Genomic DNA, 20,521 nt, shown 5'->3' with positions numbered 1-20,521 from the left:
GTTACGCGGCCTGTGCGGGGATCGACTGGTTGGTGTGGGTCAGGCGGTTGTCGCGGTCGACGTACACACACATCGGCTTGAACTTCGCGGCTTCCGCCTCGTCGCATTGTCCGTACGCGGCGATGATGACGAGGTCACCGGGCTGCGCGAGATGCGCGGCCGCGCCGTTGACAGAAATCGTGCCGCTGCCTTCTTCCGCACGGATCGCATAGGTCACGAAGCGCGTGCCCTGGTTGACGTTCCAGATGTGGATCTGCTCGTACTCGCGGATGCCCGAGATGTCGAGCAGGCGCCCGTCGATCGCGCAGGAGCCTTCGTAGTGCAGCTCGGCATGGGTGACCGTGGCACGGTGGATCTTGGCCTTGAGCATGTTCAGGAGCATGGCGGCGAGCTCGTCCCGCAGGCTGCGGGCACTGGAAAACATGAAGTCTAGCAGCGCATGGCGCGCTGCAACATGCGCCGTTCAGGCAGCGCTGGGCCGCTCGAACTCGAGGTTATCGATGAGGCGGGTGCGGCCGAGCCGGGCGGCGATCAGCGCGACGAGTGCCGTGTCGGTGGCCGTCGGCTCGATCAGGTCCTGTCGACGCACGACGGCGTAGTCGACGTCGAAGCCGGCGCCGGTCAGCTGCTTCGTCGCGTCGGCCTCGATGTCGTTCCACTCGCGGCCCGCGATGGTCGCGTCGCGCATGGCCTGCAGAACGCGATGGATCTCGGCTGCACGCGGACGCTCGTCCTGCGACAGGTACTGGTTGCGCGAACTCATCGCCAAGCCGTCAGGCTCGCGAACAGTCGCCGCCGCCACGATCTCGACCGGAAACGACATTTCGCGCGCCATGTAACGAATGACGGCGAGCTGCTGGTAATCCTTGCGACCGAACACGGCGACGTCCGGCTGCACCTGCAGGAACAGGCGAGCGACGACCGTCGCGACGCCATCGAAATGCCCAGGCCGATGCGCGCCTTCCAGCACGTCGGTCACGCCCGGCACGCGCACCTGCACCGCGTTGGACGCGCCGAACGGATACATGGTTTCGACGTCCGGCATCCACAGCACGTCGCAGCCCGCATCGCGAAGGCCCGCAATGTCCTGCTCGGGCGTGCGCGGATAACGCCCGAAATCCTCGTTCGGCCCGAACTGCGTCGGGTTAACGAATACGCTCGCCACCACACGATCAGCGCGTTCGCGCGCCTGCCGCACCAACGAGAAGTGGCCCGCGTGCAGATTGCCCATGGTCGGCACGAACGCAACGCGCTCACCCGCGCGCGTCCAGCCGCGTACCGTGTCGCGCAGCTGCGCGAGGTCGTGGACGACGGTCGTCATCGCTCAGGCGTATCCGTGTTCGGGCGCGGGGAACGTGCCGTCGTGCACTTCGCGCACATAGGCCTCGAACGCGCCGGAAATGCTGCCGCCGGTCGCGAGGAAATCCTTGACGAAACGCGGCGCGCGGCCGTGGCGAAGGCCGAGCATGTCGTGCAACACCAAGACTTGGCCGGTGCAGTCCGGCCCGGCACCGATACCGATGGTCGGGATCGACAGCGCTTCGGTGATTCGCGCGGCGAGCGGACTCGGCACGCATTCGAGTACCAGCATCGATGCGCCTGCGGCTTCGACCGCATGCGCGTCGGCGACGAGCTTTTCAGCGGCTTCGTCGGTCTTGCCCTGCACCTTGTAACCGCCCAGTCGCAGCACCGACTGCGGCGTCAGCCCGAGATGCGCGCACACCGGAATCTCGCGTTCGACCAGATGACGAATGACGTCGAGCTTGAAGCCCGCGCCTTCGATCTTGACCATCGACGCGCCTGCACGAAGGAACTGCGTTGCCGCGTCGAGGGCGGTTTCGGGTGTTGCGTCCGACTGGAACGGCATGTCGGCAATCAGGAATGCGCGACGCAAGCCGCGTGCGACGCAGGCGACGTGGTATTCGACCGCGCGCACCGTCACCGGGATCGTGCTGCGACGCCCCTGCACCACCATGCCGAGCGAGTCGCCGACGAGCACGGTGTCGACACCGGCGGCATCGATCGCACGCGCGAAGCCGGCGTCGTAACAGGTGAGCATGGTGATGCGGCGGCCTTCGTGGCGCGCCTGCAGCAGCTGCGGGAGGGTGACGGGCGACGTCGTGTCGCCGGCGGCGTTCGTGTACATGGCCCTAGCGTAGCGCCTCGATGTCGCCGGTCGCCACGCGCTCGCGCAACGCTGCGACCGGCCCGTGGCCCGGCACGACCAGCGTCGGCGCGACCTCCGCCAGGGGCACAAGGACGAAGGCCCGCTCGTGAAGATGCGGATGCGGCACGCGCAGGCCGTCTTCTTCGATGACGACGTCGCCATAGAGCAGCAGGTCGAGGTCGAGCTCGCGCGGGCCCCAGCGCAGCGCGGTGCGACGGTCGCGCCCGGCGTCGCGCTCGAGGTGCAGCAGCGCGGCCAGCAGCTGTTGAGGCGACAGCGTCGTCGCGACCTCCGCCACGGCGTTGATGAAGTCCGGCTGCTCGGTCACGCCCCACGCGGGTGTGCGGTAGAAGCTGGAGCGCGCGGTGACACGGATGCCGTCGCACGCGTCGAGCTGCTCGAACGCGAGACGGATCGTCGAAGCCGCGTCACCGATGTTCGCGCCGAGCCCGATGTAGGCCTCGACCGGCGCGTTCACTCAGGGCCGCCCGCCGTGCGACGGCGACGACGTCGGCGGCGCGGACGTTCCCCGTTCTCCTCGTCTTCCACTGCAGCTTCGGCGTTACCGACCGCGGCATCCGGATGCTGTTGCGCCTCGCGCCAGAACTCGACGTCAGCGTTGTGTTCGTCGGATGCGGTCAGGCGCAGCACGAGGAAATCGAATGCCGCGCGGAAACGCGGATGCGACAGCAGGCGGAACACGCGACGACGCTGGCGCTGCGAGAAACGCGTCTGCAGCAACCAGATTTCCTGCATCGGCAACGTAAACCGACGCGGCAACGCGATGACGTCCATCTGGTGCAGCGTCACGCGATCGGCCGCGCGTTGCTGCGCTTCGGGCGCATTGACGCCGTCCGCCTGCAGGCGTGCAAGTGCACGGCAGTACGCGGGCCACAGCAACAACGCGAACAGGAACGCCGGCGACACGGGCTCCTCCGCCGCGACGCGCGCATCAGTGTCGGCCAAGCCCTTCAGCACCATCCGGCGCAAGGCACCACTGCGGTTAGAGAGAAGCGCGGCAGCGGCCTCGGGGAACAACACCGGCAGCAGGTCGTGCGCTTCCAGGCCGAGGAAGCTCTGCACCGCGTGTCCCGACAGGAACAGCTTCAGGCATTCCTCGAACAGGCGTGCGGGCGCTGCTTCGCGAAGCAGCGGTGCGAGGCGCGGAATCGGTTCGGCGGTCGCGGCTTCGATCGTGAAGCCCAGCTTCGCCGACAACCGCACCGCGCGCAGCATGCGCACCGGGTCTTCGCGGTAACGACGCTCGGGGTCGCCGATCAATCGAAGAATGCGCGCCTGCACGTCGGCGAAGCCGCCAACGTAGTCGCGGATGGAGAAATCCTCGATCGAGTAGTACAGCGCGTTCGCGGTGAAGTCGCGACGCACCGCGTCTTCTTCGATGCTGCCGAACACGTTGTCGCGCACCACCTGCTCGACCTCGTGCGCTTCGACGTCGTCATCGGCCGGCTGTGCGGCGCGGAACGTGGCGACTTCGATGATCTCGCGTCCGAACACGACATGCGCGAGCCGGAACCGGCGGCCGATCAGGCGGCAGTTGCGGAACAATCCGCGCACCTGTTCCGGCGTCGCGTCGGTCGCGATGTCGAAGTCTTTCGGATGGCCGCCGATGAGCAGGTCGCGCACGGCGCCGCCGACGAGGTGGGCACCGAAGCCCGACTCGCGCAGCCGGTACAACACACGCAGCGCATTGGGGCTGATGTCGCGACGCGAAACGTTGTGCGCGTCGCGTGGAATGATCGTCAGGGAAGCGTCGGAATCGTCGGTCATCAGCGGGCAGCGCCGCGAAGTGGAGAGGTCGGCCCATTGCCGCGGGACACTGAGCCCGCCTATACTACCAGCCGCGCTGGACGGAGCTTCCAGCGTGTTCCCTGCTCCCTTCGTCTAGAGGCCTAGGACGTGGCCCTCTCAAGGCTAAAACACGGGTTCGAATCCCGTAGGGAGCGCCATACAACACGGTCCGGCGCACAGGTTCGAGTCGCGACAGGCCACACCGCCAACCCGTGCAGCGATGCGCGGGTTGTTTCGTTTAAGCGTCGGGAATAATCCGGCCACCTCAACGGAAACGCCAACATGCCATTCGTCGTCACCGAGAACTGCATCAAGTGCAAATACACCGACTGCGTCGAGGTCTGTCCGGTCGACTGTTTCCGCGAAGGCCCGAACTTCCTGGTGATCGATCCGGACGAGTGCATCGATTGCACGCTCTGCGAGCCGGAATGCCCGATCAACGCGATCTACCCTGAGGACGACGTCCCCGCCGGGCAGGAAGCGTTCATCGCGCTCAATGCCGAGCTGTCGAAGGCGTGGCCGGCGATCACCGCGCGCAAGGACGGCATGCCGGACGCGAAGGAGTGGGAAGGCGTTCCCGACAAGCTGCCGATGCTCGAACGCTGATCGACACCGACATCGCGACACAAAAAACGGGCGCCCTGAGCGCCCGTTTTCGTATCCGGCAACGACGCGCGTTACGGCGCGAGTGCAGCCTTGAGTGCGCCGACCAGACGGCGCGCGGCGTCGCCCGTCGCGGGCAGCCCGCGCGGATCAACTGCGGACACATAGACGCCACCCTCGGCCGCTGCGACGCGCACGAGGAAGTTCGAACCGCTGTAGTTGACGTCGTACGCGCCGATCAGCGGTGCGCGATTGGCGATCGTCAGGCCGGCAACGCCACCGAGCGCGGTGCCGACGCGGGTGAATACGTCGTCGCGCGTGCCCTGCACGGTGAAGCCTAGCGCCGAAGACGACGCTGCAGCCTGCTGGGTGCCCGACGCGGTCGCGCTGGCGGACGTCGCCGGCGTGGTCGCGGTCGCATCGAGATCCGGCGGCACTTCGAGCGGGCGCGACTCGGCCGGCCCGGCGTACAGTTTGTCGGAGCCGTGGTGGAACCAGCTGCAACCCGAGGCGGTGGCGACGATCGCAACAGCCAGCGAGGTGCGGGCGAAGACGGACAGCTTGGACATGAAGACTCCGGGTTCAGGCCGCGACGGCGTCGCGACAGGCGTTTTCGAGTTGTTGGGCGATGCCGGCGAAACGCGTCGCGGCATCGATATGCGCTGGCGAAAGATCCGTCAGCGGAAGGCGCAGGCCGTGGCCGACGCCGAGTCGCGACAGGATCGCCTTCACCGGAATCGGGTTCGGCTCGACGCCGAGGAAATCGTACAAACCGGTGAGCTGCACATCGATGTCATTCGTGCGTGCATCGCGCGAGCGCGCGGCGTCGGCGAGACGGCGGAACATGCCGGGCACGACGTTCGACGCGACCGAGATGATGCCGTCGGCACCCTGAAGCATGGCGCGTGCGGCGGTCGGGTCGTCACCGCTGAGCACGGCGAAGTTCTCGTCACGCAGCGCGAGCAGCGCGGTCATGCGCTCGGCGTCGCCCACCGCTTCCTTGATTCCGACGATGCGCGGATGGCCGGCGAGTTCGGCGACGGTCTCCGGGAGCATGTCGCAGCCCGTGCGGCCGGGCACGTTGTAGAGGACGACCGGCAACGCGGCGTCGTTGGCGATCGCGCGGTAATGCGCGACCAGGCCGGCCTGTGTCGGCCGCACATACGGCGGCGTGACGATCAGCGCGGCGTCGGCACCGAGCGCCGCGGCGCGGCGCGTCAGTTCGATCGTCTTCAGCGTGTTCGACGTTCCCGTACCCGCGAGAACCGGAATGCGGCCACCGACGGACTCGACCGCAGTGCGCAGCAGGAGGTCGTATTCGGGATCGAGCAGCGCGGCGGCCTCGCCGGTCGAGCCGGCCACCACGACGGCCTGGGTGCCGGCGTCGAGCTGCATGCGCAGCAGCCGCTGCCAGGCGTCGAGATCGAGTTCGCCGGACGCGTCGAAGGGCGTCGCCAGCGCGGTAATGCTGCCGCTCAGTCGCAAGGAAGGCCTCCGCGGAGCGCGGAAAAGTCGTGGGGACGCGCAGTATGCGCGCCCCGGATGTTACTTGCGGCGAAAAACCGGCGGCAAGTATCCTGTCCGACCGCGGATCGCGGCCTTCCGCCGGCGTTTCCGCCGGGTCCCCACCCCACCATCGCAGGCGCCGCCTTGACCGACACCGCTGCCCGGCCGTCGCCGAACGAAAATTACCTGCTGATCAACGCGTACACGGTTCATCCCGCGTCGCCGTTGCTCATGGTCACGCGACGGATCGCCGACAGCGGTTGCAACATGGTTGATGCGCGCCTGTCGACCGTGGGCCGCGACGTCTCAGTGACCGCGCTCGCCGTCGGCTCGTGGGACGCGGTCGCCAAGCTCGAGGCCATGCTGACGCGCCTGGAGCGCGAGGAAGGCCTGAAGCTCGTGTGGTATCGCACCGGCCCGAAGCCCGTGCAGTCCAGCCTTCTCCCGTACGTGGTCGAAGTGGTTGCCGCCGACAAGGCCGGCATCCTGTTCCAGCTGGCGGATTTCTTCGACCGCCAGGGCATCACCATCGAAACCCTGCACTGCTCGCGCTACCGCGCCATGCAGACCGGCGCCGACATGTTCTCCGCGCAGCTCACGATCGGCGTGCCGTCGAGCATGCACATCGCCGCGCTACGCGACGATTTCCTCGAGTTCTGCGATCACCTGAACCTCGACGCGATCATGGACCCGATGAAGTTCTGATCGACATGGCGATCGATACCGGCGACCTCGTTCCCGATCTGGACCTCGCGCTGTCGAGCGGGCAGACGCGCCGTCTGTCGAGCTATCGCGGTCGCTGGCTGGTGCTCTACTTCTATCCGAAGGACAGCACGCCGGGCTGCACGACCGAAGGCCTCGACTTCAATTCGCTGCTCGGTGATTTCGACGCCGCGAACGCGACGATCGTCGGTGTGTCGCGCGACTCGCTGAAGTCGCACCAGAACTTCTGCGCCAAGCAGGGTTTCAAGTTCGACCTCGCCAGCGACGCCGACGAATCGGTGTGCAAGGCGTTTGACGTCATCAAGCCCAAGAAGCTTTACGGCCGCGACTACGTCGGCATCGAGCGCAGCACGTTCCTGATCGGCCCCGATGGCCGCGTCGCGCAGGCTTGGCGCCCGGTGAAGGTGCCCGGCCACGCCGCCGCGGTGCTCTCGACGCTGCGCGAGCTCCAGTCCGCCTGATCCGCTTCTCGCGTCACGAGCGCGGCGGTATGGTGCAGGTGTCGCGCGCGACCGCGCGCATCACGGAGCGGCAGATGACGGCAGGCAAGCGGATCTACGTGCTGGACACCAACGTCCTGATGCACGACCCGACCGCGTTGTTCAGGTTCGAGGAGCACGACGTCTACCTGCCGATGCAGGTGATCGAGGAACTCGACCGGGGCAAGAAAGGCACCTCCGAAGCCAGCCGTAACGCCCGCCAGGCCAGTCGCTACCTCAACGAACTGATCCAGTCCGCCGGCCACGAGGCGCTCGTCGCCGGCGTGCCGCTGGTCCAGCCCGAGGGGCTGAACCTGCGCGGCGTGCAGAAGATCGGCCGCCTGCGCTTCCAGACCAAGCCGGACGAGGCGTCCACGCGCTTCGGCGCCGCGATTGCCGACAACGCCATCCTGGGTGCAGTCGAAGCGCTGCAGAGCCGCGAGCCGGGCACGGAAGTCGTGCTGGTGTCGAAGGACATCAACCTGCGCATCAAGGCCGCGATCGCCGGCCTGCTGTCGGAGGACTACGAGAACGACCGCGCCCTGTCCGACCTCGACCTGCTCTATACCGGCGTCACTGCCCTGCCCGAGGACTTCTGGCAGCGCCACGGTAAGGGCATGCGTTCGTGGACGGAGCGCGGCCGCACGTACTACGAAGTGGGGCGCGTCGATGGCGACGACTGGTACGCGAACCAGTTCCTGCACCTGCCGGGCGATGAAGATGCCGAGTTGCGCGTCGTCGTTGTCGACGACGACCGTGTGCGCCTGCAGATCGTCGACGACTTCCGCTCGCCACAGCACGCGGTGTGGGGCATCCACGCGCGCAATCGCGAGCAGAACTTCGCGCTCAACGCGCTGATGAATCCCGAGGTCGACTTCGTTTCGCTGCTCGGCACCGCGGGCACCGGCAAGACGCTGCTCGCGCTCGCCGCGGGGCTTGCGCAGACGATGGACCAGCAGATCTATCGCGAAATCATCATGACGCGCGCCACGGTGAGCGTCGGCGAGGACATCGGCTTCCTGCCCGGCACGGAAGAAGAAAAGATGACGCCGTGGATGGGCGCGCTGACCGACAACCTCGAAGTGCTCACGAGCAACCAGGAAGGTGGTAGTTGGGGACGCGCGGCAACGAACGACCTGCTCGCCTCGCGCATCAAGATCCGCTCCATGAACTTCATGCGCGGCCGCACGTTCCTGTCGCGCTACGTGATCCTCGACGAGGCACAGAACCTCACGCCCAAGCAGATGAAAACGCTGATCACGCGCGCCGGCCCCGGCACGAAGATCGTCTGCCTAGGCAACCTCGAACAGATCGATACGCCGTACCTCACGGAAACCACATCCGGCCTCACCTACGTCGTCGATCGCTTCAAGGCGTGGCCGCACAGCGCGCACATCACGCTGCGTCGCGGCGAGCGCTCGCGTCTGGCCGACTTCGCCTCCGACGTGCTGTGACGGTCTCCGTCCTCACGATCGCCGGATCGGATTCCGGCGGCGGCGCCGGAATCCAGGCGGATCTCAAGACGTTCGCCGCGCATCGCGTGCACGGCCTGAGTGCGATCGCCGCGTTGACGGCCCAGAACACACGCGGCGTCACGGGCATCGTGGTGACGGATCCGGCCTTCATCGCCGAGCAGATCGACGCGTGCTTCGAAGACTTCGACATCGGCGCGGTGAAGCTCGGGATGCTGGCGAACGCGGAGGTCATCCATGCGGTGGCCGACGCGCTCGAACGCCAGCATCCGGTGCCTGTTGTGGTCGATCCGGTGATGATCGCGACGTCGGGTGCGTCGCTACTCGATCCCACGGCGATCAGCGCGGTGCTCGATCGACTCCTGCCCATCGCAGCGGTGCTGACGCCGAATGTTCCGGAAGCCGAAGTGTTGCTCGCGCGCCACATCATCGATGCCGATGACGCGCTCGACGCCGCACAGCGACTGATCGAACGCGGCGGACGCGGTGTGCTGCTCAAGGGCGGCCATCTGCGCGGCGACGGACCGCTGATCGACACGCTCGCGATGCCCGGTGGGCGTGTCGAACGCTTCGAGCATGCGCGGCTCGATGCACGTGGACATGGCACCGGCTGCACGCTGGCGTCGGCGATCGCGGCGGAGCTCGCGCTCGGGCAATCGCTGGCGGTTGCCTGCTCGCGCGCGACGGACTATGTGCATCGCGCACTCGCACTTGGTTACAAGCCGGGTCGTAGTGACGTCACCGTTCTCGACCACTTCGGCGCTGCGCGATGAATGTGGATGTGCGGTGGACGCCGGTGACTGCGGCGGACGGGCATCGTTGGGAGGCACTGATTGCGCAAGGCGAGCGCGTGGATCGATGCCTCGTGTGGCTCCCCGCGCTCGGCGTACCCGCACGCAGCTATGAAGCGTTCGCGCGCGAGCTTGCATCACGCGGTATTGCGGTCGCCGTGCACGAATGGCGTGGCTTCGGCAGCAGCTCGCTGCGCGCGTCGCGATCGGTCGACTGGGCGTACCGCGAACTTCTTACGGTCGATATCCCGGCGACGCTCGAAGCCGCATCGAACGTGTTCGGGCGCGTGCACGTGCTGGGCGGCCACAGCCTCGGAGGACAACTCGCCAGCTGCACGCAGGGATTGGCTGCACAGCCCGCGGACGACTTGTGGCTGGTCGCGAGTGGCGCACCGTATTGGCGTGCATTTCCGCGCCCGTTGCGCTTCGGCCTTCCGCTCGCATATCAACTACTCAACGCGCTGGCGACGTGGTTCGGCGCACTGCCTGGGCGGCGCATCGGCTTCGGCGGCAATGAAGCGCGCGGCGTGATTCGCGACTGGTCGCGTACGGGGCTCACAGGTTGCTACACCGCGCCCGGTGTCGGCGATATCGAACCGAAGCTCGCAGCGGTTACTTCGCCGCTGACGGCCGTGCTGTTCGCGAACGACTGGCTCGCGCCGCGCTCGTCGCTCGATTACCTGACGGGAAAGATGCGGCTCGTGTCGACGGCGTTTACACGTCTCGACGCCGCCAAACTCGGCGCGCGCGACGACCACTTTGCGTGGATGAAGGCGCCAACCGAAGTCGTGTCAGCCCTGCTCGACGCGCACTGAACCCCGACTGCGTCGACGCGTGCGCGCTTCGAAAGCACGTCGACCGGGAGAATTGCTCGATTTCCCGCAAATAACGCATCGAACTTATCGAACGCACAAACAAAAAGACCGACAGTTTCCTGTCGGTCTCTTCGTCTTGTATGGCGCGCCCGGAAGGATTCGAACCTCCGACCCCCAAGTTCGTAGCCTGGTGCTCTATCCAGCTGAGCTACGGGCGCGTAGTCAAAAAATTATGACGTTCGATGCAATGTTCGTCAACGCTTTTCGATGATGATCGCGGAGGTTTTACCGCGATCGTTTGCCACTTGCGTGGCTATACAACTGGCGGAGACGGAGGGATTCGAACCCTCGATGGAGCTTTTGACCCCATACTCCCTTAGCAGGGGAGCCCCTTCGGCCTCTCGGGCACGTCTCCGGGAATTACTCGCTGCAATCGCCGCGAGGCCGGGATGTTAACGCCCCGGCCGCAATGCGGCAATCGTCATCCTTGCGTGCCGTCCGCCGCCTCGTCGCGTACGTCACCGCCACGCTGGATGCGCTGGTAAATCTCTTCGCGGTGAACCGCGACGTCCTTCGGTGCGGTGATACCGATCCGCACCTGATTACCCTTCACGCCGAGCACGGTGACGGACACCGAGTCGCCGATCATCAGGGTTTCGCCGACGCGACGCGTCAGGATGAGCATTACGACCTCCTTGATCCGGCATCTCCGCCGGGCGCGCAGCCTCTGCCACGCACAATATTTGGACACAAACGCCCGCCATGGTAGCGAGCGGCCATTTCATGCTGCAAGGAAGCGGTTCACACTCCTGCAGCGGCAGTACGTTCCTTTACGAGCCCGGCCACTCCTGCAAGCGCGGCGGCCAGTGCGGGGACGTCATCGCCACCGCCCTGCGCCATGTCTGGCCGACCGCCACCCTTTCCGTTGATCTGTCGCGCAACCTGCCCGAGCAGGTCGCCCGCCTTCACCGGACCGAGCGCGCGTCCGCCCACACCCGCGACGAGCGATGCTTTTCCATCCTGGACGCCCGCAAGAACTACAACGGCATCGACCAGCTGTTGCTTGAGCCGGTCGACAGCGTCGCGTAGCGCCTTGGCGTCGAATCCTTCCAGACGGGCCGTGACGACCTTGATGCCGTCGACGTCGACGGCCGACGATGCGAGGTCCGCGGTGGCACCGGACGCAGCCTTGGCCTTGAGCGATTCCAGCTCGCGTTCCAGGCGACGCTGGCGATCGAGCAGCACACGCAGCTTGTCCGACACCTCCGCGCGCGGCGAACCCACGAGGCGTGCGGCCTCGTCCAGGCGATTCAGTTCGGACGCGACGTAGTCGAGCGCGCCCTGCCCCGTCACCGCTTCGATGCGGCGCACGCCGGCCGAGACGCCACTCTCGGACAGAATCTTGAAGAAGCCGATGTCACCCGTGCGCGACACGTGCGTGCCGCCGCAGAGTTCGGTCGACGTATCGCCCATGCGCAGCACGCGCACGCGATCGCCGTACTTCTCGCCGAACAGCGCGAGCGCGCCGAAGTCGAGTGCTTCCTGCATGTCCATGTGATGCACTTCGGCCGAATGATTCGCGCGGATTTCGGCATTGACCTGGCGTTCGACCTCCGCAATCTCGTCCGGCGTCACCGGCTGGAAATGCGAGAAATCGAAGCGCAGTCGGTCGGGTGCGACCAGCGAGCCCTTCTGCTGCACATGCTCGCCAAGCACGCGACGCAGCGCCGAATGCAGCAGGTGCGTCGCCGAGTGGTTGAGCACCGTCGCCGCACGGCGCGTGCCGTCGACCGAACCCATTACGCGATCGCCGCGCGACAGTCGCCCGGACTGCAGCGCACCGACATGGCCATGGAACTGGCCCGCGAACTTCAACGTGTCGCGAACGACGAAGCGCACGCCCTTCTCGTCGAGTTCGCCCGCGTCCCCGACCTGTCCGCCGCTCTCGGCGTAGAACGGCGTGCGATCGAGGATGACGACCGCTTCGTCGCCCGCCTCGATCGATTCGACGGCGCGGCCGTCCTTGAGGATCGCCAGAACCTGCAGGCCACCATCGACGAGCTTGTCGTAGCCGAGGAACTCGGTCGGTGGCATCTGCGCCGCGAGCTCGGCCGACAGCGTGGTCGTGCTGCCGAACTTGCCGGACGCGCGTGCGCGTTCGCGCTGCTCGGTCATCAGGCGCTCGTAGTCCTCCATCGCCGACGGCTCCAGCTCGGCGCCATCGCGCTCGCGCACGATGTCGGCGATCAGATCCGGCGGGCAACCGTAGGTGTCATGCAGCTGGAAGAGCTGTTCGCCGTCGATGCGACCGTTATTGCGCGACAAATAGCCTTCGAGGCGCTGCATGCCTGCGTCGAGCGTCTGCGCGAATGCGGCTTCCTCGGCCTTGAGCGCGCGCTCGACGAACTCGCGCTTGGTCGCGATCTCCGGATACGCGTCGGCCATCACCTCGACCAGCGGCGCGACCATCTTCCAGAACGTGCCGTCGGCGGTAAGGCCGTTGAGCTTCCAGATGTGGCGGATCGCGCGGCGGATGATGCGGCGAAGCACGTAGCCGCGGCCTTCGTTCGACGGCATCACGCCGTCGACGATGAGGAACGAGCACGCGCGGATGTGGTCTGCGATGACGCGCAGCGACTTGTTGTCGAGATCCGAACGCTCGGTGAGCTTCGCGGCTGCACCGATCAGGTGGCGGAAAATGTCGATCTCGTAATTGCTGTGCACGTGCTGCAGCACGGCCGCCATGCGCTCGAGGCCCATGCCGGTGTCGACGCAGGGCGCCGGCAACGGCACGAGCGTGCCGTCGGGCTGGCGGTCGAACTGCATGAAGACGTTGTTCCAGATCTCGATGTAGCGATCGCCGTCTTCATCGGGCGAGCCCGGCGGACCGCCGGCGACGTGCGCGCCGTGGTCGTAGAAAATTTCCGTGCACGGGCCGCAGGGGCCGGTGTCGGCCATCTGCCAGAAATTGTCGGACGCATACGGCGCACCCTTGTTGTCGCCGATGCGGACGATGCGATCCACGGGCAGACCGATGTCGCGATGCCAGATGTCGAAGGCTTCGTCATCGTTGTGATAGACGGTGACCAGCAGGCGCTCGGCGGGCAGGCCCCAGACCTTGGTCAGCAGCTCCCACGCCCAGGCGATCGCGTCCTTCTTGAAGTAATCGCCGAACGACCAGTTGCCGAGCATTTCGAAGAACGTGTGGTGGCGCGCGGTGTAGCCGACCTGGTCGAGATCGTTGTGTTTGCCGCCCGCGCGCAGGCAGCGCTGCACGTCCGCCGCGCGCACGTAGCCCGGCTTCTCGCTGCCGAGGAACACGTTCTTGAACTGCACCATGCCCGAGTTGGTGAACAGCAACGTCGGGTCGTTGGCCGGAACCAGCGGCGCCGACGGAACGATGGTGTGGCCCTTGCTGCGGAAGAATTCGATGAAATCGCTGCGGATTTCGGACGTGGTTTTCATACGGGAGCAGTTCGTCTGGACGCGGTGCAGCCGGACGGCCGCCGAAAGGCAGCCAGCAGGCACTGGGAGGACCCCGAAGAGTAGCAGGCGCTGCGGCGCCGCATGCGGCCGCGGATGGACCGGTCAGTCGCCAGTCGTGAAACGTGCGGCGGCGCGGGCGACATCGCCGGGGAAGCCGCGACGCATCAGGTAGTCCATCGCCTTGCGCTCGCGAAGCCGCGCGTCGTCGATCCGGCCGAAGCGCCGGGTGACGAGGTCGCGGGCGATTTCCGTCCAGTCGCCTTCGAAGTCCTCGAGCGCCGCCTGCTGGACCTCACTGGGAAGATCATGAGTGGCGAGTTCCGCGCGGACGTGGAGCGGCCCGTAGCCGTTCGATGCGCGGCTGCGGACGAGGCTTTCGGCGAAGCGACGGTCGTCCTGCCAGCCGGCGGCGACGAGCTTTTCGACCGCGGTCTCGACTTCCCCGGCGTCGACGCCACGCGTCACGAGCTTGCGGGTGAGTTCCTTGCGCGAGTGTTCGCGCCGCGTCAGCAGGCCAAGCGCGCGTTGCAATGCGGTCGCGGGCTTGCGTTCGCGCTTGGGGTGCTTGCGGGTGTCGGCATTGGGTCCGAAGAGGCTTTCGTACGCGGGGCCAGCGTCGAGCGCGTCCTCCGCGATCGGGACCGACGTCGTGTCATCGCAAGTGGGGCCGCGTGCGTGGTTCGCGGCGGCCGATCGGTCGTATGCACGATCGGGCTCGACGGCCGCATCGAACCGTCTAGGGCCGGCGGGACCGGCGACTCGTGGCGACCGCCCATGCATGGCGGACCGCTGATGGACGCCGGCAGGATCTGTGGCATCCGCCACGCCGTCCGCATCGCGACTCAGGTCGGCACGCGGCGATCGATCACGGTCGTTGACCGCGGGAGGCCGCTTCGCCGCCTGTGCAGAGCGCCGCACGGCTATTGGACTCGCGCCGCCGTCGAAATCCGACGGCGAGAACAGATCCGAAAGTCGAACAATGCCCTGCGGCGCAGCGTCGCGGCCCGGTCGCGCAAACGACTCGGCCCCGGGCTCTTCGCCCGGGGCCGTTTCGCGATCACGTGAAGGACGTGGCCGGCCCATCGCCTCGATCAGGCGTCCGCCTCGGCTTCAGCCGGGTTGATCTCCTGCGGCACGAACTTCTCGCGCAGCGCGGCTTCGAGCTTCGCCGCCATCGCCGGGTTCTCCTTGAGGAACGTGCGGGCGTTTTCCTTGCCCTGGCCGATGCGCTCACCGTCGCAGCTGTACCACGCACCCGCCTTCTCGACGAGCTTGGCATCGACACCCATGTCGATCAGCTCGCCCTCGCGGGAGATGCCTTCGCCGTAGAGGATTTCGGTAACGACCTGCTTGAACGGGGGCGCCAGCTTGTTCTTGACGACCTTGATGCGGGTCTGGTTACCGATGATCTCTTCGCCCTTCTTGATCGAGCCGATGCGGCGGATGTCGAGACGGACCGACGCATAGAACTTCAGCGCGTTACCACCCGTCGTGGTCTCCGGGCTCTGGCCCGGCATCATGATGCCGATCTTCATGCGCAGCTGGTTGATGAAGATCACCAGCGTGTTCGAGCGCTTGATGTTGCCGGTGAGCTTGCGCAGCGCCTGCGACATCAGGCGGGCCTGCAGACCCGGCAGCTGGTCGCCCATCTCGCCTTCGATTTCGGCACGCGGCGTCAGCGCGGCGACCGAGTCGATGACGACCATGTCGACCGCATTCGAACGCACGAGCATGTCGGCGATTTCGAGCGCCTGCTCGCCGGTGTCCGGCTGCGAGAGCAGCAGGTCGTCGACGTTGACGCCGAGCTTCGCGGCGTAGATCGGATCAAGCGCGTGCTCGGCGTCGATGAAGGCTGCGGTGCCGCCCTTCTTCTGGCATTCGGCAATCGCCTGCAGCGTCAGCGTGGTCTTGCCCGACGATTCCGGGCCGTAGATTTCGACGACACGGCCGCGCGGCAGACCGCCGATGCCGAGCGCGATGTCCAGCATCAGGGAACCCGTGCCGACGATTTCGACGGCTTCCACGGCGCGATCGCCCATGCGCATGACCGAGCCCTTGCCGAACTGCTTCTCGATCTGGCCGAGAGCGGCTGCAAGTGCGCGCTTCTTGTTCTCATCCATTGAAGGGTTCCTGTTGCTCATTGGTGTAGGAAGACTCTAGGGGCCGGACATCGCACGCATTGAGACGATGGCATCGGCAGATGAACTGTGCGACGAGTGGTCGCACACAGGGATCGGACGACGCATGCGGCGGCCGTAGGAAATTGCCGCTCGATCAGCCGTAAGCCTCGATGACAGGCGTTGCGGGCGACGTGGCTTTGACGAGCCCGATCGCGTATTCGCAGTCGTACTTGCTGACGTAGCCTTCCGAACTGTCGGCGATGATTTCGCCATTGTCGGCGACCAGGCGCCAACGCCACTGGAACGACTGCATCAAAGGATTCGAGCTGTAGATTTCGAACTTCATGAGAGACCTCAACGATTCGGGCGCACGAGGCCGCAGTACAGACCTTCGATTGCGAAGTCCTGCTCGGACGTCACTTCGATCGGATCGAAGTCGGGATTGCGCGGCAGCAGGCGGATGCGGTCCTTCGCGATCTTCAGAAGCTTCACGGTGATCGCGTCATCGATACGCGCCACGACGATCTGCCCCGAGCGCGCTTCGTTCGTGCGATGCACGCCGATCAGGTCGCCGTCGAAGATGCCTTCGTCGCGCATCGAGTCGCCCTTGACCCGAAGCAGGTAATCCGGCGCTGGCGCGAACAGGTTCTTGTCGAGCAGCACCATGTCGTCCGAGCCGATGTCCGCGCCGATCGGCAGACCCGCCGCGACCTGGCCGAGTACCGGCAGGTGCAGCATGTCGTTCGCGTTGGCGGCGGGCCCATTCGGCGTGGCGACCAGGCGGATGCCCCGCGCCTGCCCCGGCACCCGGCGGATCGCACCGGCCTGTTCGAGTGCCTGCAGGTGGTACTGGGCGGCGCGGACGCTGCTGAAACCGAAGACCTGGGCGATCTCCGTCTGCGACGGCGGGACGCCGTCGGCCTCGATGCGCTCGGCGATCATTTCGAGGATCGCCTGCTGGGTGTCGGTAAGGTTCATTAGTAGTAATACTACTAACCCAATCGCTCACCGCAAGACCGTTCGTCAGGCGGCGAGTTCGATCAGCCCGGCGAGCGACGCCGCGACGGTCTGCCGGCGGACGGCTTCGCGGTCGCCCTCGAAGTGATGGACCGAGGCGTGCGGATAGCCACCGCGCCGCTTCCAGGCGATCCAGACGGTGCCGACCGGCTTTCCCGGCGTGGCCCCACTCGGGCCCGCGATACCAGTGACCGCAACGGCCAGTGTCGCAGCCGAATGCACGAGCGCGCCCGACACCATCTCGACCACCGTCTCCCGGCTGACCGCGCCGTGTTCCTCGAGCGTGTGCGGATTAACGCCCAGCATCGCCTGCTTCGCCTCGTAGCTGTAGACCACCATGCCGCAGTCGAACCATGCGGACGAACCGGCGAGGTCGGTGAGCGTCTTGGCGATCCAGCCGCCGGTGCAGCTTTCGGCGGTCACGACGGTGAGGCGGTTGTCCTGCGCCGCGCGGGCCAGGGTTTCGCCGAGGCGGCGGAGGTCGTCATCGGAAGGAAGATCCATGTCGCCATTATGGCCGGCCGGTCGCGCGGCATACTGTCGCCCCGCGGGCCCAGGCCCGACCGCCCGACCGAAGTCCGCCGTGCCCGACGCCAGCGCCGACGCCCGTTCCGCCGACGCCCATACCCCGCTCATGCGCCAGTTCTTCGCCGCGAAGGCGGAGCACCCGGACGTGCTGCTGTTCTTCCGGATGGGCGATTTCTACGAGCTCTTCTACGACGACGCGCGCAAGGCGGCGCGGCTACTCGACATCACCCTGACCCAGCGCGGAAGCTCGGCCGGCCAGCCGATCCCGATGGCGGGCGTGCCGCACCACTCGGCCGAGGGTTACCTCGCCCGGCTCGTCGCGCTTGGCGAGTCGGTTGCCATCTGCGAACAGATCGGCGACCCCGCGCTCGCCAAGGGCATCGTCGAGCGCAAGGTCGTCCGCATCGTCACGCCGGGCACGGTCACCGACGAAGCGCTGCTGGATCAGCGTCGCGACACGCTGCTGATGGCGGTTGCGCGCGGCAAGACCGGATGGGGTCTCGCTTGGGCAGACCTCGCTGCCGGCCGCTTCCTCTGTAACGAAGTCGCGAACGAAGACCTGCTCGAAGCCGAGATCGCGCGCCTCGATCCCGCTGAAGTGCTGTTCCCCGACGAAGACGCCCTGCCCGCCTGCGTCGCCACGCGCACCGGCCTGCGTCGCCGAGCGCCCTGGCTGTTCGACCTCGACAGCGGCCGGCGCCAGTTGCTGCGCTTCTTCGACGTCCACGACCTCACCGGCTTCGGTATCGACGATCGCCCGCTCGCGACCGCTGCCGCGGCCGCGCTGCTCGGCTACGTCGAAGAAACGCAGAAGCAGCGCCTACCGCACCTGACGTCCATCGCGCTCGAATCGGGCGACGGTGCGATCGCGATGAATGCGGCGACGCGTCGGCATCTCGAACTCGACACGCGCGTCGATGGCGACACGCGCCACACGCTGCTCGGCGTGCTCGATTCGACGGTCACGCCAATGGGCGGTCGCCTGTTGCGCCGCTGGCTGCATCGACCGCTGCGTGATCGCGACGTGCTGCGCCATCGCCACAACGCCGTCGCCACGCTGATCGACACCCGAACCGACGATGCATTGCGCGACGACCTGCGCGCCGTCGGCGACATCGAACGCATCCTCGCGCGCGTCGCCCTGCGCAGTGCGCGTCCACGCGACCTGTCGACGTTGCGCGATGCGCTCGCGATGGCGCCCGCACTGCGCGAACGCCTCGCGCGGCTCGACGCGCCGCGCCTGCAAGCATTGCGTGATGAACTCGGCGAGCATGATGCGATCGCCGCGCATCTCGCTGCAGCGATCGTCCTGCAGCCGCCGGTGCTCGCGCGCGACGGCGGTGTTTTCGCCGAAGGCTATGACGCCGAACTCGACGAACTGCGCCGCCTGTCGACCAACGCCGACCAGTTCCTCGTCGATCTTGAAGCACGCGAGCGCGAAGCGACGGGTATTCCGACGCTCAAGGTCGGCTACAACCGCGTGCACGGCTATTTCATCGAGATCAGCAAGGGCCAGGCCGCGCGTGCGCCCACGCACTACACGCGCCGGCAGACGCTGACGGGCGCCGAACGCTACATCACCGAGGAACTCAAGCAGTTCGAGGACAAGGTGCTGAGCGCGCGCGAACGTTCGCTCTCGCGCGAGCGCCTGTTGTACGAACAGTTGCTCGACGTGCTCAACGAGCATCTCGAACCGCTCAAGCATTGCGGCGCCGCGTTGTCGGAACTCGACGTGCTTGCCGGGTTCGCCGAACGCGCTCAGGCGCTTGATTGGTCGCAGCCGGAACTCGCCGAACATCCCGGCATCCGCATCGAGCGCGGACGGCATCCGGTCGTCGAAGCAGTGCGCGACGCGCCCTTCGAGCCGAACGATCTGATTCTCGACTGCGCGCCGGACCACGTCGGCCGACGCATGCTCGTCATCACCGGCCCGAACATGGGCGGCAAGTCGACGTACATGCGGCAGAACGCGCTGATCGTGCTGCTCGCGCACATCGGCAGCTTCGTGCCCGCTTCGACCGCGGTGATCGGGCCGATCGATCGCATCCTCACGCGCATCGGCGCCGGCGATGACCTCGCGCGCGGGCAGTCGACCTTCATGGTCGAGATGGCGGAAACGAGCTACATCCTCCACCACGCGACCGACCGCTCGCTGGTGCTGATGGACGAGATCGGCCGCGGCACATCGACATACGACGGTCTCGCGCTCGCCGAAGCCTGCGCGCGCCATCTCGCGCACGCGAACCGCGCGTACACATTGTTCGCGACGCACTACTTCGAACTCACGCGCCTCGCCGAGCCCGGCAGCGGCATCGCGAACGTGCATCTCGACGCGGTCGAGCACGGCGACAAACTCGTCTTCATGCATGCGGTCAAGGACGGCCCGGCGGATCGAAGCTTCGGCCTGCAGGTCGCTGCACTCGCCGGTTTGCCTAAAGCGGTCGTCACTCAAGCCCGTGCTCGCCTTGCCGAACTCGAACAGCAACGCCCGGACGACGCACGCGCACCGATGACGGCGGCGACTCTCGATTCGCCGCAGCAGTTCAGCCTGTTCTCGCCAACGTCCGCTGCGATCGAAGCGCTTGCCGGCCTCGACCCCGACGAGCTGACGCCGAAGCAGGCGCTGGAAGCGCTTTACCGGCTTCGCACGCTGCTCTGATCGTTACGCTGCCGCGTCGGCGCTGACGGGTGCAGGTCGGCGCCGATAGAGCAGTCGACGCCAGAACGGCAATGTGATCATTGCCATCGGGCCGAAAAACGGCGCGACCTGCGCGAGAAGCAACGCGCACAACGATGCGGCGATCGTCGCGATACCTCGCGCGCGGATGTAGCGCGCATCGTCGTCCGTGGTGGTCGGCGCACGCATCGCTGGCGACACCGCGAGCGTATTGACGCGAAGATTCAGCAGCGCCATCAGCAGCATCCACAACCAGTAAAGCGACGCGGGCACGCGGGCACCGGCGTACTCGGCCATGAAGAGCCGTGAGGAACGGCATGAATGCGAC

Annotated in this window: 22 protein-coding genes and 3 tRNA genes; 8 read left to right on the top strand and 17 right to left on the bottom strand. The window is 66.6% G+C overall.

Annotated elements, in window-relative coordinates:
• Window position 1: 1 nt before the first annotated feature.
• The 5 genes from panD to pcnB all read right to left on the bottom strand — a co-directional run bounded on the left by panD (window position 2) and on the right by pcnB (window position 3,955).
• Window positions 2–382 (bottom strand): aspartate 1-decarboxylase, encoded by a 381-nt coding sequence (panD, locus tag ACVWZN_RS03740; RefSeq protein WP_027082941.1) that lies wholly within the window; start codon window positions 380–382, stop codon window positions 2–4.
• 81 nt (window positions 383–463) lie between these two features.
• Window positions 464–1,321, bottom strand: a complete 858-nt coding sequence (panC, locus tag ACVWZN_RS03735) for a pantoate--beta-alanine ligase (RefSeq protein ID WP_456952663.1) — start codon at window positions 1,319–1,321, stop codon at window positions 464–466.
• Between the two features lie 3 nt (window positions 1,322–1,324).
• Window positions 1,325–2,146: a 3-methyl-2-oxobutanoate hydroxymethyltransferase gene (gene panB / locus ACVWZN_RS03730; RefSeq protein WP_456952662.1), complete on the bottom strand. Its 822-nt coding sequence runs from the start codon at window positions 2,144–2,146 to the stop codon at window positions 1,325–1,327.
• A gap of 4 nt (window positions 2,147–2,150) precedes the next feature.
• On the bottom strand, window positions 2,151–2,645 hold the full coding sequence (folK, locus tag ACVWZN_RS03725) for a 2-amino-4-hydroxy-6-hydroxymethyldihydropteridine diphosphokinase (protein ID WP_456952661.1): 495 nt from the start codon (window positions 2,643–2,645) through the stop codon (window positions 2,151–2,153).
• Window positions 2,642–3,955, bottom strand: coding sequence for a polynucleotide adenylyltransferase PcnB (pcnB, locus tag ACVWZN_RS03720; protein WP_456952660.1), 1,314 nt, complete (start codon window positions 3,953–3,955; stop codon window positions 2,642–2,644). The genes folK and pcnB overlap by 4 nt, the downstream gene beginning before the upstream one ends.
• 103 nt (window positions 3,956–4,058) lie before the next feature.
• Between pcnB and ACVWZN_RS03715 the strand changes: the two genes are divergently transcribed.
• Together ACVWZN_RS03715 and fdxA are read left to right on the top strand one after the other, a co-directional pair.
• Window positions 4,059–4,134, top strand: a tRNA-Glu gene (locus ACVWZN_RS03715).
• Window positions 4,135–4,258: 124 nt separating this feature from the next.
• Window positions 4,259–4,582: a ferredoxin FdxA gene (gene fdxA / locus ACVWZN_RS03710; RefSeq protein ID WP_456952659.1), complete on the top strand. Its 324-nt coding sequence runs from the start codon at window positions 4,259–4,261 to the stop codon at window positions 4,580–4,582.
• A gap of 71 nt (window positions 4,583–4,653) precedes the next feature.
• Here the strand turns inward: fdxA and ACVWZN_RS03705 are convergent, their stop codons facing one another.
• Together ACVWZN_RS03705 and dapA are read right to left on the bottom strand one after the other, a co-directional pair.
• Window positions 4,654–5,148 carry a hypothetical protein gene (locus ACVWZN_RS03705; protein WP_456952658.1) on the bottom strand — a complete coding sequence of 165 codons (495 nt, stop codon included), beginning with the start codon at window positions 5,146–5,148 and terminating at the stop codon, window positions 4,654–4,656.
• A gap of 13 nt (window positions 5,149–5,161) precedes the next feature.
• Window positions 5,162–6,064 (bottom strand): 4-hydroxy-tetrahydrodipicolinate synthase, encoded by a 903-nt coding sequence (gene dapA / locus ACVWZN_RS03700; protein ID WP_456952657.1) that lies wholly within the window; start codon window positions 6,062–6,064, stop codon window positions 5,162–5,164.
• 57 nt (window positions 6,065–6,121) lie between these two features.
• On the opposite strand from dapA, the gene ACVWZN_RS03695 reads away from it, so the two are divergent.
• The 5 genes from ACVWZN_RS03695 to ACVWZN_RS03675 all read left to right on the top strand — a co-directional run bounded on the left by ACVWZN_RS03695 (window position 6,122) and on the right by ACVWZN_RS03675 (window position 10,365).
• Window positions 6,122–6,790: a glycine cleavage system protein R gene (locus tag ACVWZN_RS03695; RefSeq protein ID WP_155914272.1), complete on the top strand. Its 669-nt coding sequence runs from the start codon at window positions 6,122–6,124 to the stop codon at window positions 6,788–6,790.
• Window positions 6,787–7,269, top strand: a complete 483-nt coding sequence (locus tag ACVWZN_RS03690) for a peroxiredoxin (protein WP_456954705.1) — start codon at window positions 6,787–6,789, stop codon at window positions 7,267–7,269. The genes ACVWZN_RS03695 and ACVWZN_RS03690 overlap by 4 nt, the downstream gene beginning before the upstream one ends.
• A 74-nt stretch (window positions 7,270–7,343) precedes the next feature.
• The gene (locus ACVWZN_RS03685) at window positions 7,344–8,741 is read left to right on the top strand and encodes a PhoH family protein (protein ID WP_456952656.1); all 1,398 of its coding nucleotides are present in this window, start codon (window positions 7,344–7,346) and stop codon (window positions 8,739–8,741) included.
• Window positions 8,738–9,532 (top strand): bifunctional hydroxymethylpyrimidine kinase/phosphomethylpyrimidine kinase, encoded by a 795-nt coding sequence (gene thiD, locus ACVWZN_RS03680; protein WP_456952655.1) that lies wholly within the window; start codon window positions 8,738–8,740, stop codon window positions 9,530–9,532. The genes ACVWZN_RS03685 and thiD overlap by 4 nt, the downstream gene beginning before the upstream one ends.
• The gene (locus ACVWZN_RS03675) at window positions 9,529–10,365 is read left to right on the top strand and encodes an alpha/beta hydrolase family protein (RefSeq protein ID WP_456952654.1); all 837 of its coding nucleotides are present in this window, start codon (window positions 9,529–9,531) and stop codon (window positions 10,363–10,365) included. The genes thiD and ACVWZN_RS03675 overlap by 4 nt, the downstream gene beginning before the upstream one ends.
• Before the next feature lie 141 nt (window positions 10,366–10,506).
• Here ACVWZN_RS03675 and ACVWZN_RS03670 read toward each other — a convergent pair.
• From ACVWZN_RS03670 to ACVWZN_RS03630, 9 genes are all read right to left on the bottom strand, one after another.
• Window positions 10,507–10,583, bottom strand: a tRNA-Arg gene (locus ACVWZN_RS03670).
• A 104-nt stretch (window positions 10,584–10,687) separates the two neighbouring features.
• Window positions 10,688–10,780 (bottom strand) — tRNA-Ser (locus ACVWZN_RS03665).
• Window positions 10,781–10,846: 66 nt separating this feature from the next.
• Window positions 10,847–11,050 carry a carbon storage regulator CsrA gene (csrA, locus tag ACVWZN_RS03660; protein ID WP_027082928.1) on the bottom strand — a complete coding sequence of 68 codons (204 nt, stop codon included), beginning with the start codon at window positions 11,048–11,050 and terminating at the stop codon, window positions 10,847–10,849.
• A 116-nt stretch (window positions 11,051–11,166) separates the two neighbouring features.
• Complete coding sequence (gene alaS / locus ACVWZN_RS03655) at window positions 11,167–13,830, bottom strand: alanine--tRNA ligase (protein ID WP_456952653.1); 2,664 nt, start codon at window positions 13,828–13,830, stop codon at window positions 11,167–11,169.
• Window positions 13,831–13,953: 123 nt separating this feature from the next.
• Window positions 13,954–14,382 carry a regulatory protein RecX gene (locus tag ACVWZN_RS03650; RefSeq protein WP_456952652.1) on the bottom strand — a complete coding sequence of 143 codons (429 nt, stop codon included), beginning with the start codon at window positions 14,380–14,382 and terminating at the stop codon, window positions 13,954–13,956.
• A 560-nt stretch (window positions 14,383–14,942) separates the two neighbouring features.
• The gene (recA, locus tag ACVWZN_RS03645; RefSeq protein WP_456952651.1) at window positions 14,943–15,971 is read right to left on the bottom strand and encodes a recombinase RecA; all 1,029 of its coding nucleotides are present in this window, start codon (window positions 15,969–15,971) and stop codon (window positions 14,943–14,945) included.
• A 154-nt stretch (window positions 15,972–16,125) separates the two neighbouring features.
• Entirely contained in the window at window positions 16,126–16,317 is a 192-nt protein-coding gene (locus ACVWZN_RS03640) for a DUF1508 domain-containing protein (RefSeq protein ID WP_027082925.1), read from the bottom strand.
• Between the two features lie 8 nt (window positions 16,318–16,325).
• Complete coding sequence (gene lexA, locus ACVWZN_RS03635; RefSeq protein ID WP_027082924.1) at window positions 16,326–16,949, bottom strand: transcriptional repressor LexA; 624 nt, start codon at window positions 16,947–16,949, stop codon at window positions 16,326–16,328.
• 45 nt (window positions 16,950–16,994) lie between these two features.
• Window positions 16,995–17,492: a CinA family protein gene (locus ACVWZN_RS03630; protein WP_456952650.1), complete on the bottom strand. Its 498-nt coding sequence runs from the start codon at window positions 17,490–17,492 to the stop codon at window positions 16,995–16,997.
• Window positions 17,493–17,622: 130 nt separating this feature from the next.
• Here ACVWZN_RS03630 and mutS point away from each other — a divergent pair, with 130 nt between their 5' ends.
• Complete coding sequence (gene mutS / locus ACVWZN_RS03625; RefSeq protein ID WP_456952649.1) at window positions 17,623–20,175, top strand: DNA mismatch repair protein MutS; 2,553 nt, start codon at window positions 17,623–17,625, stop codon at window positions 20,173–20,175.
• A gap of 3 nt (window positions 20,176–20,178) precedes the next feature.
• Here the strand turns inward: mutS and ACVWZN_RS03620 are convergent, their stop codons facing one another.
• On the bottom strand, window positions 20,179–20,490 hold the full coding sequence (locus ACVWZN_RS03620; RefSeq protein ID WP_456954789.1) for a hypothetical protein: 312 nt from the start codon (window positions 20,488–20,490) through the stop codon (window positions 20,179–20,181).
• Window positions 20,491–20,521 lie beyond the last annotated feature (31 nt).

Source organism: Lysobacter sp. HA35 (assembly GCF_054061195.1).
Note: the sequence above shows the minus strand (reverse complement) of the source record. Positions and strands in the feature narration are given on the sequence as shown.

Bases quoted from the DNA above. Each gene is read 5' to 3' on its own strand.
- ACVWZN_RS03630 (WP_456952650.1), bottom strand. From the start codon at position 17,492: ATGGATCTTCCTTCCGATGACGACCTCCGCCGCCTCGGCGAAACCCTG.
- csrA (WP_027082928.1), bottom strand. From the start codon at position 11,050: ATGCTCATCCTGACGCGTCGCGTCGGCGAAACCCTGATGATCGGCGAC.
- ACVWZN_RS03640 (WP_027082925.1), bottom strand. From the start codon at position 16,317: ATGAAGTTCGAAATCTACAGCTCGAATCCTTTGATGCAGTCGTTCCAG.
- ACVWZN_RS03705 (WP_456952658.1), bottom strand. From the start codon at position 5,148: ATGTCCAAGCTGTCCGTCTTCGCCCGCACCTCGCTGGCTGTTGCGATC.
- recA (WP_456952651.1), bottom strand. From the start codon at position 15,971: ATGGATGAGAACAAGAAGCGCGCACTTGCAGCCGCTCTCGGCCAGATC.
- panD (WP_027082941.1), bottom strand. From the start codon at position 382: ATGCTCCTGAACATGCTCAAGGCCAAGATCCACCGTGCCACGGTCACC.
- fdxA (WP_456952659.1), top strand. From the start codon at position 4,259: ATGCCATTCGTCGTCACCGAGAACTGCATCAAGTGCAAATACACCGAC.
- mutS (WP_456952649.1), top strand. From the start codon at position 17,623: ATGCGCCAGTTCTTCGCCGCGAAGGCGGAGCACCCGGACGTGCTGCTG.
- ACVWZN_RS03695 (WP_155914272.1), top strand. From the start codon at position 6,122: ATGTTACTTGCGGCGAAAAACCGGCGGCAAGTATCCTGTCCGACCGCG.
- ACVWZN_RS03685 (WP_456952656.1), top strand. From the start codon at position 7,344: ATGACGGCAGGCAAGCGGATCTACGTGCTGGACACCAACGTCCTGATG.
- ACVWZN_RS03675 (WP_456952654.1), top strand. From the start codon at position 9,529: ATGAATGTGGATGTGCGGTGGACGCCGGTGACTGCGGCGGACGGGCAT.
- lexA (WP_027082924.1), bottom strand. From the start codon at position 16,949: ATGAACCTTACCGACACCCAGCAGGCGATCCTCGAAATGATCGCCGAG.
- ACVWZN_RS03620 (WP_456954789.1), bottom strand. From the start codon at position 20,490: ATGGCCGAGTACGCCGGTGCCCGCGTGCCCGCGTCGCTTTACTGGTTG.
- panC (WP_456952663.1), bottom strand. From the start codon at position 1,321: ATGACGACCGTCGTCCACGACCTCGCGCAGCTGCGCGACACGGTACGC.
- alaS (WP_456952653.1), bottom strand. From the start codon at position 13,830: ATGAAAACCACGTCCGAAATCCGCAGCGATTTCATCGAATTCTTCCGC.
- panB (WP_456952662.1), bottom strand. From the start codon at position 2,146: ATGTACACGAACGCCGCCGGCGACACGACGTCGCCCGTCACCCTCCCG.
- pcnB (WP_456952660.1), bottom strand. From the start codon at position 3,955: ATGACCGACGATTCCGACGCTTCCCTGACGATCATTCCACGCGACGCG.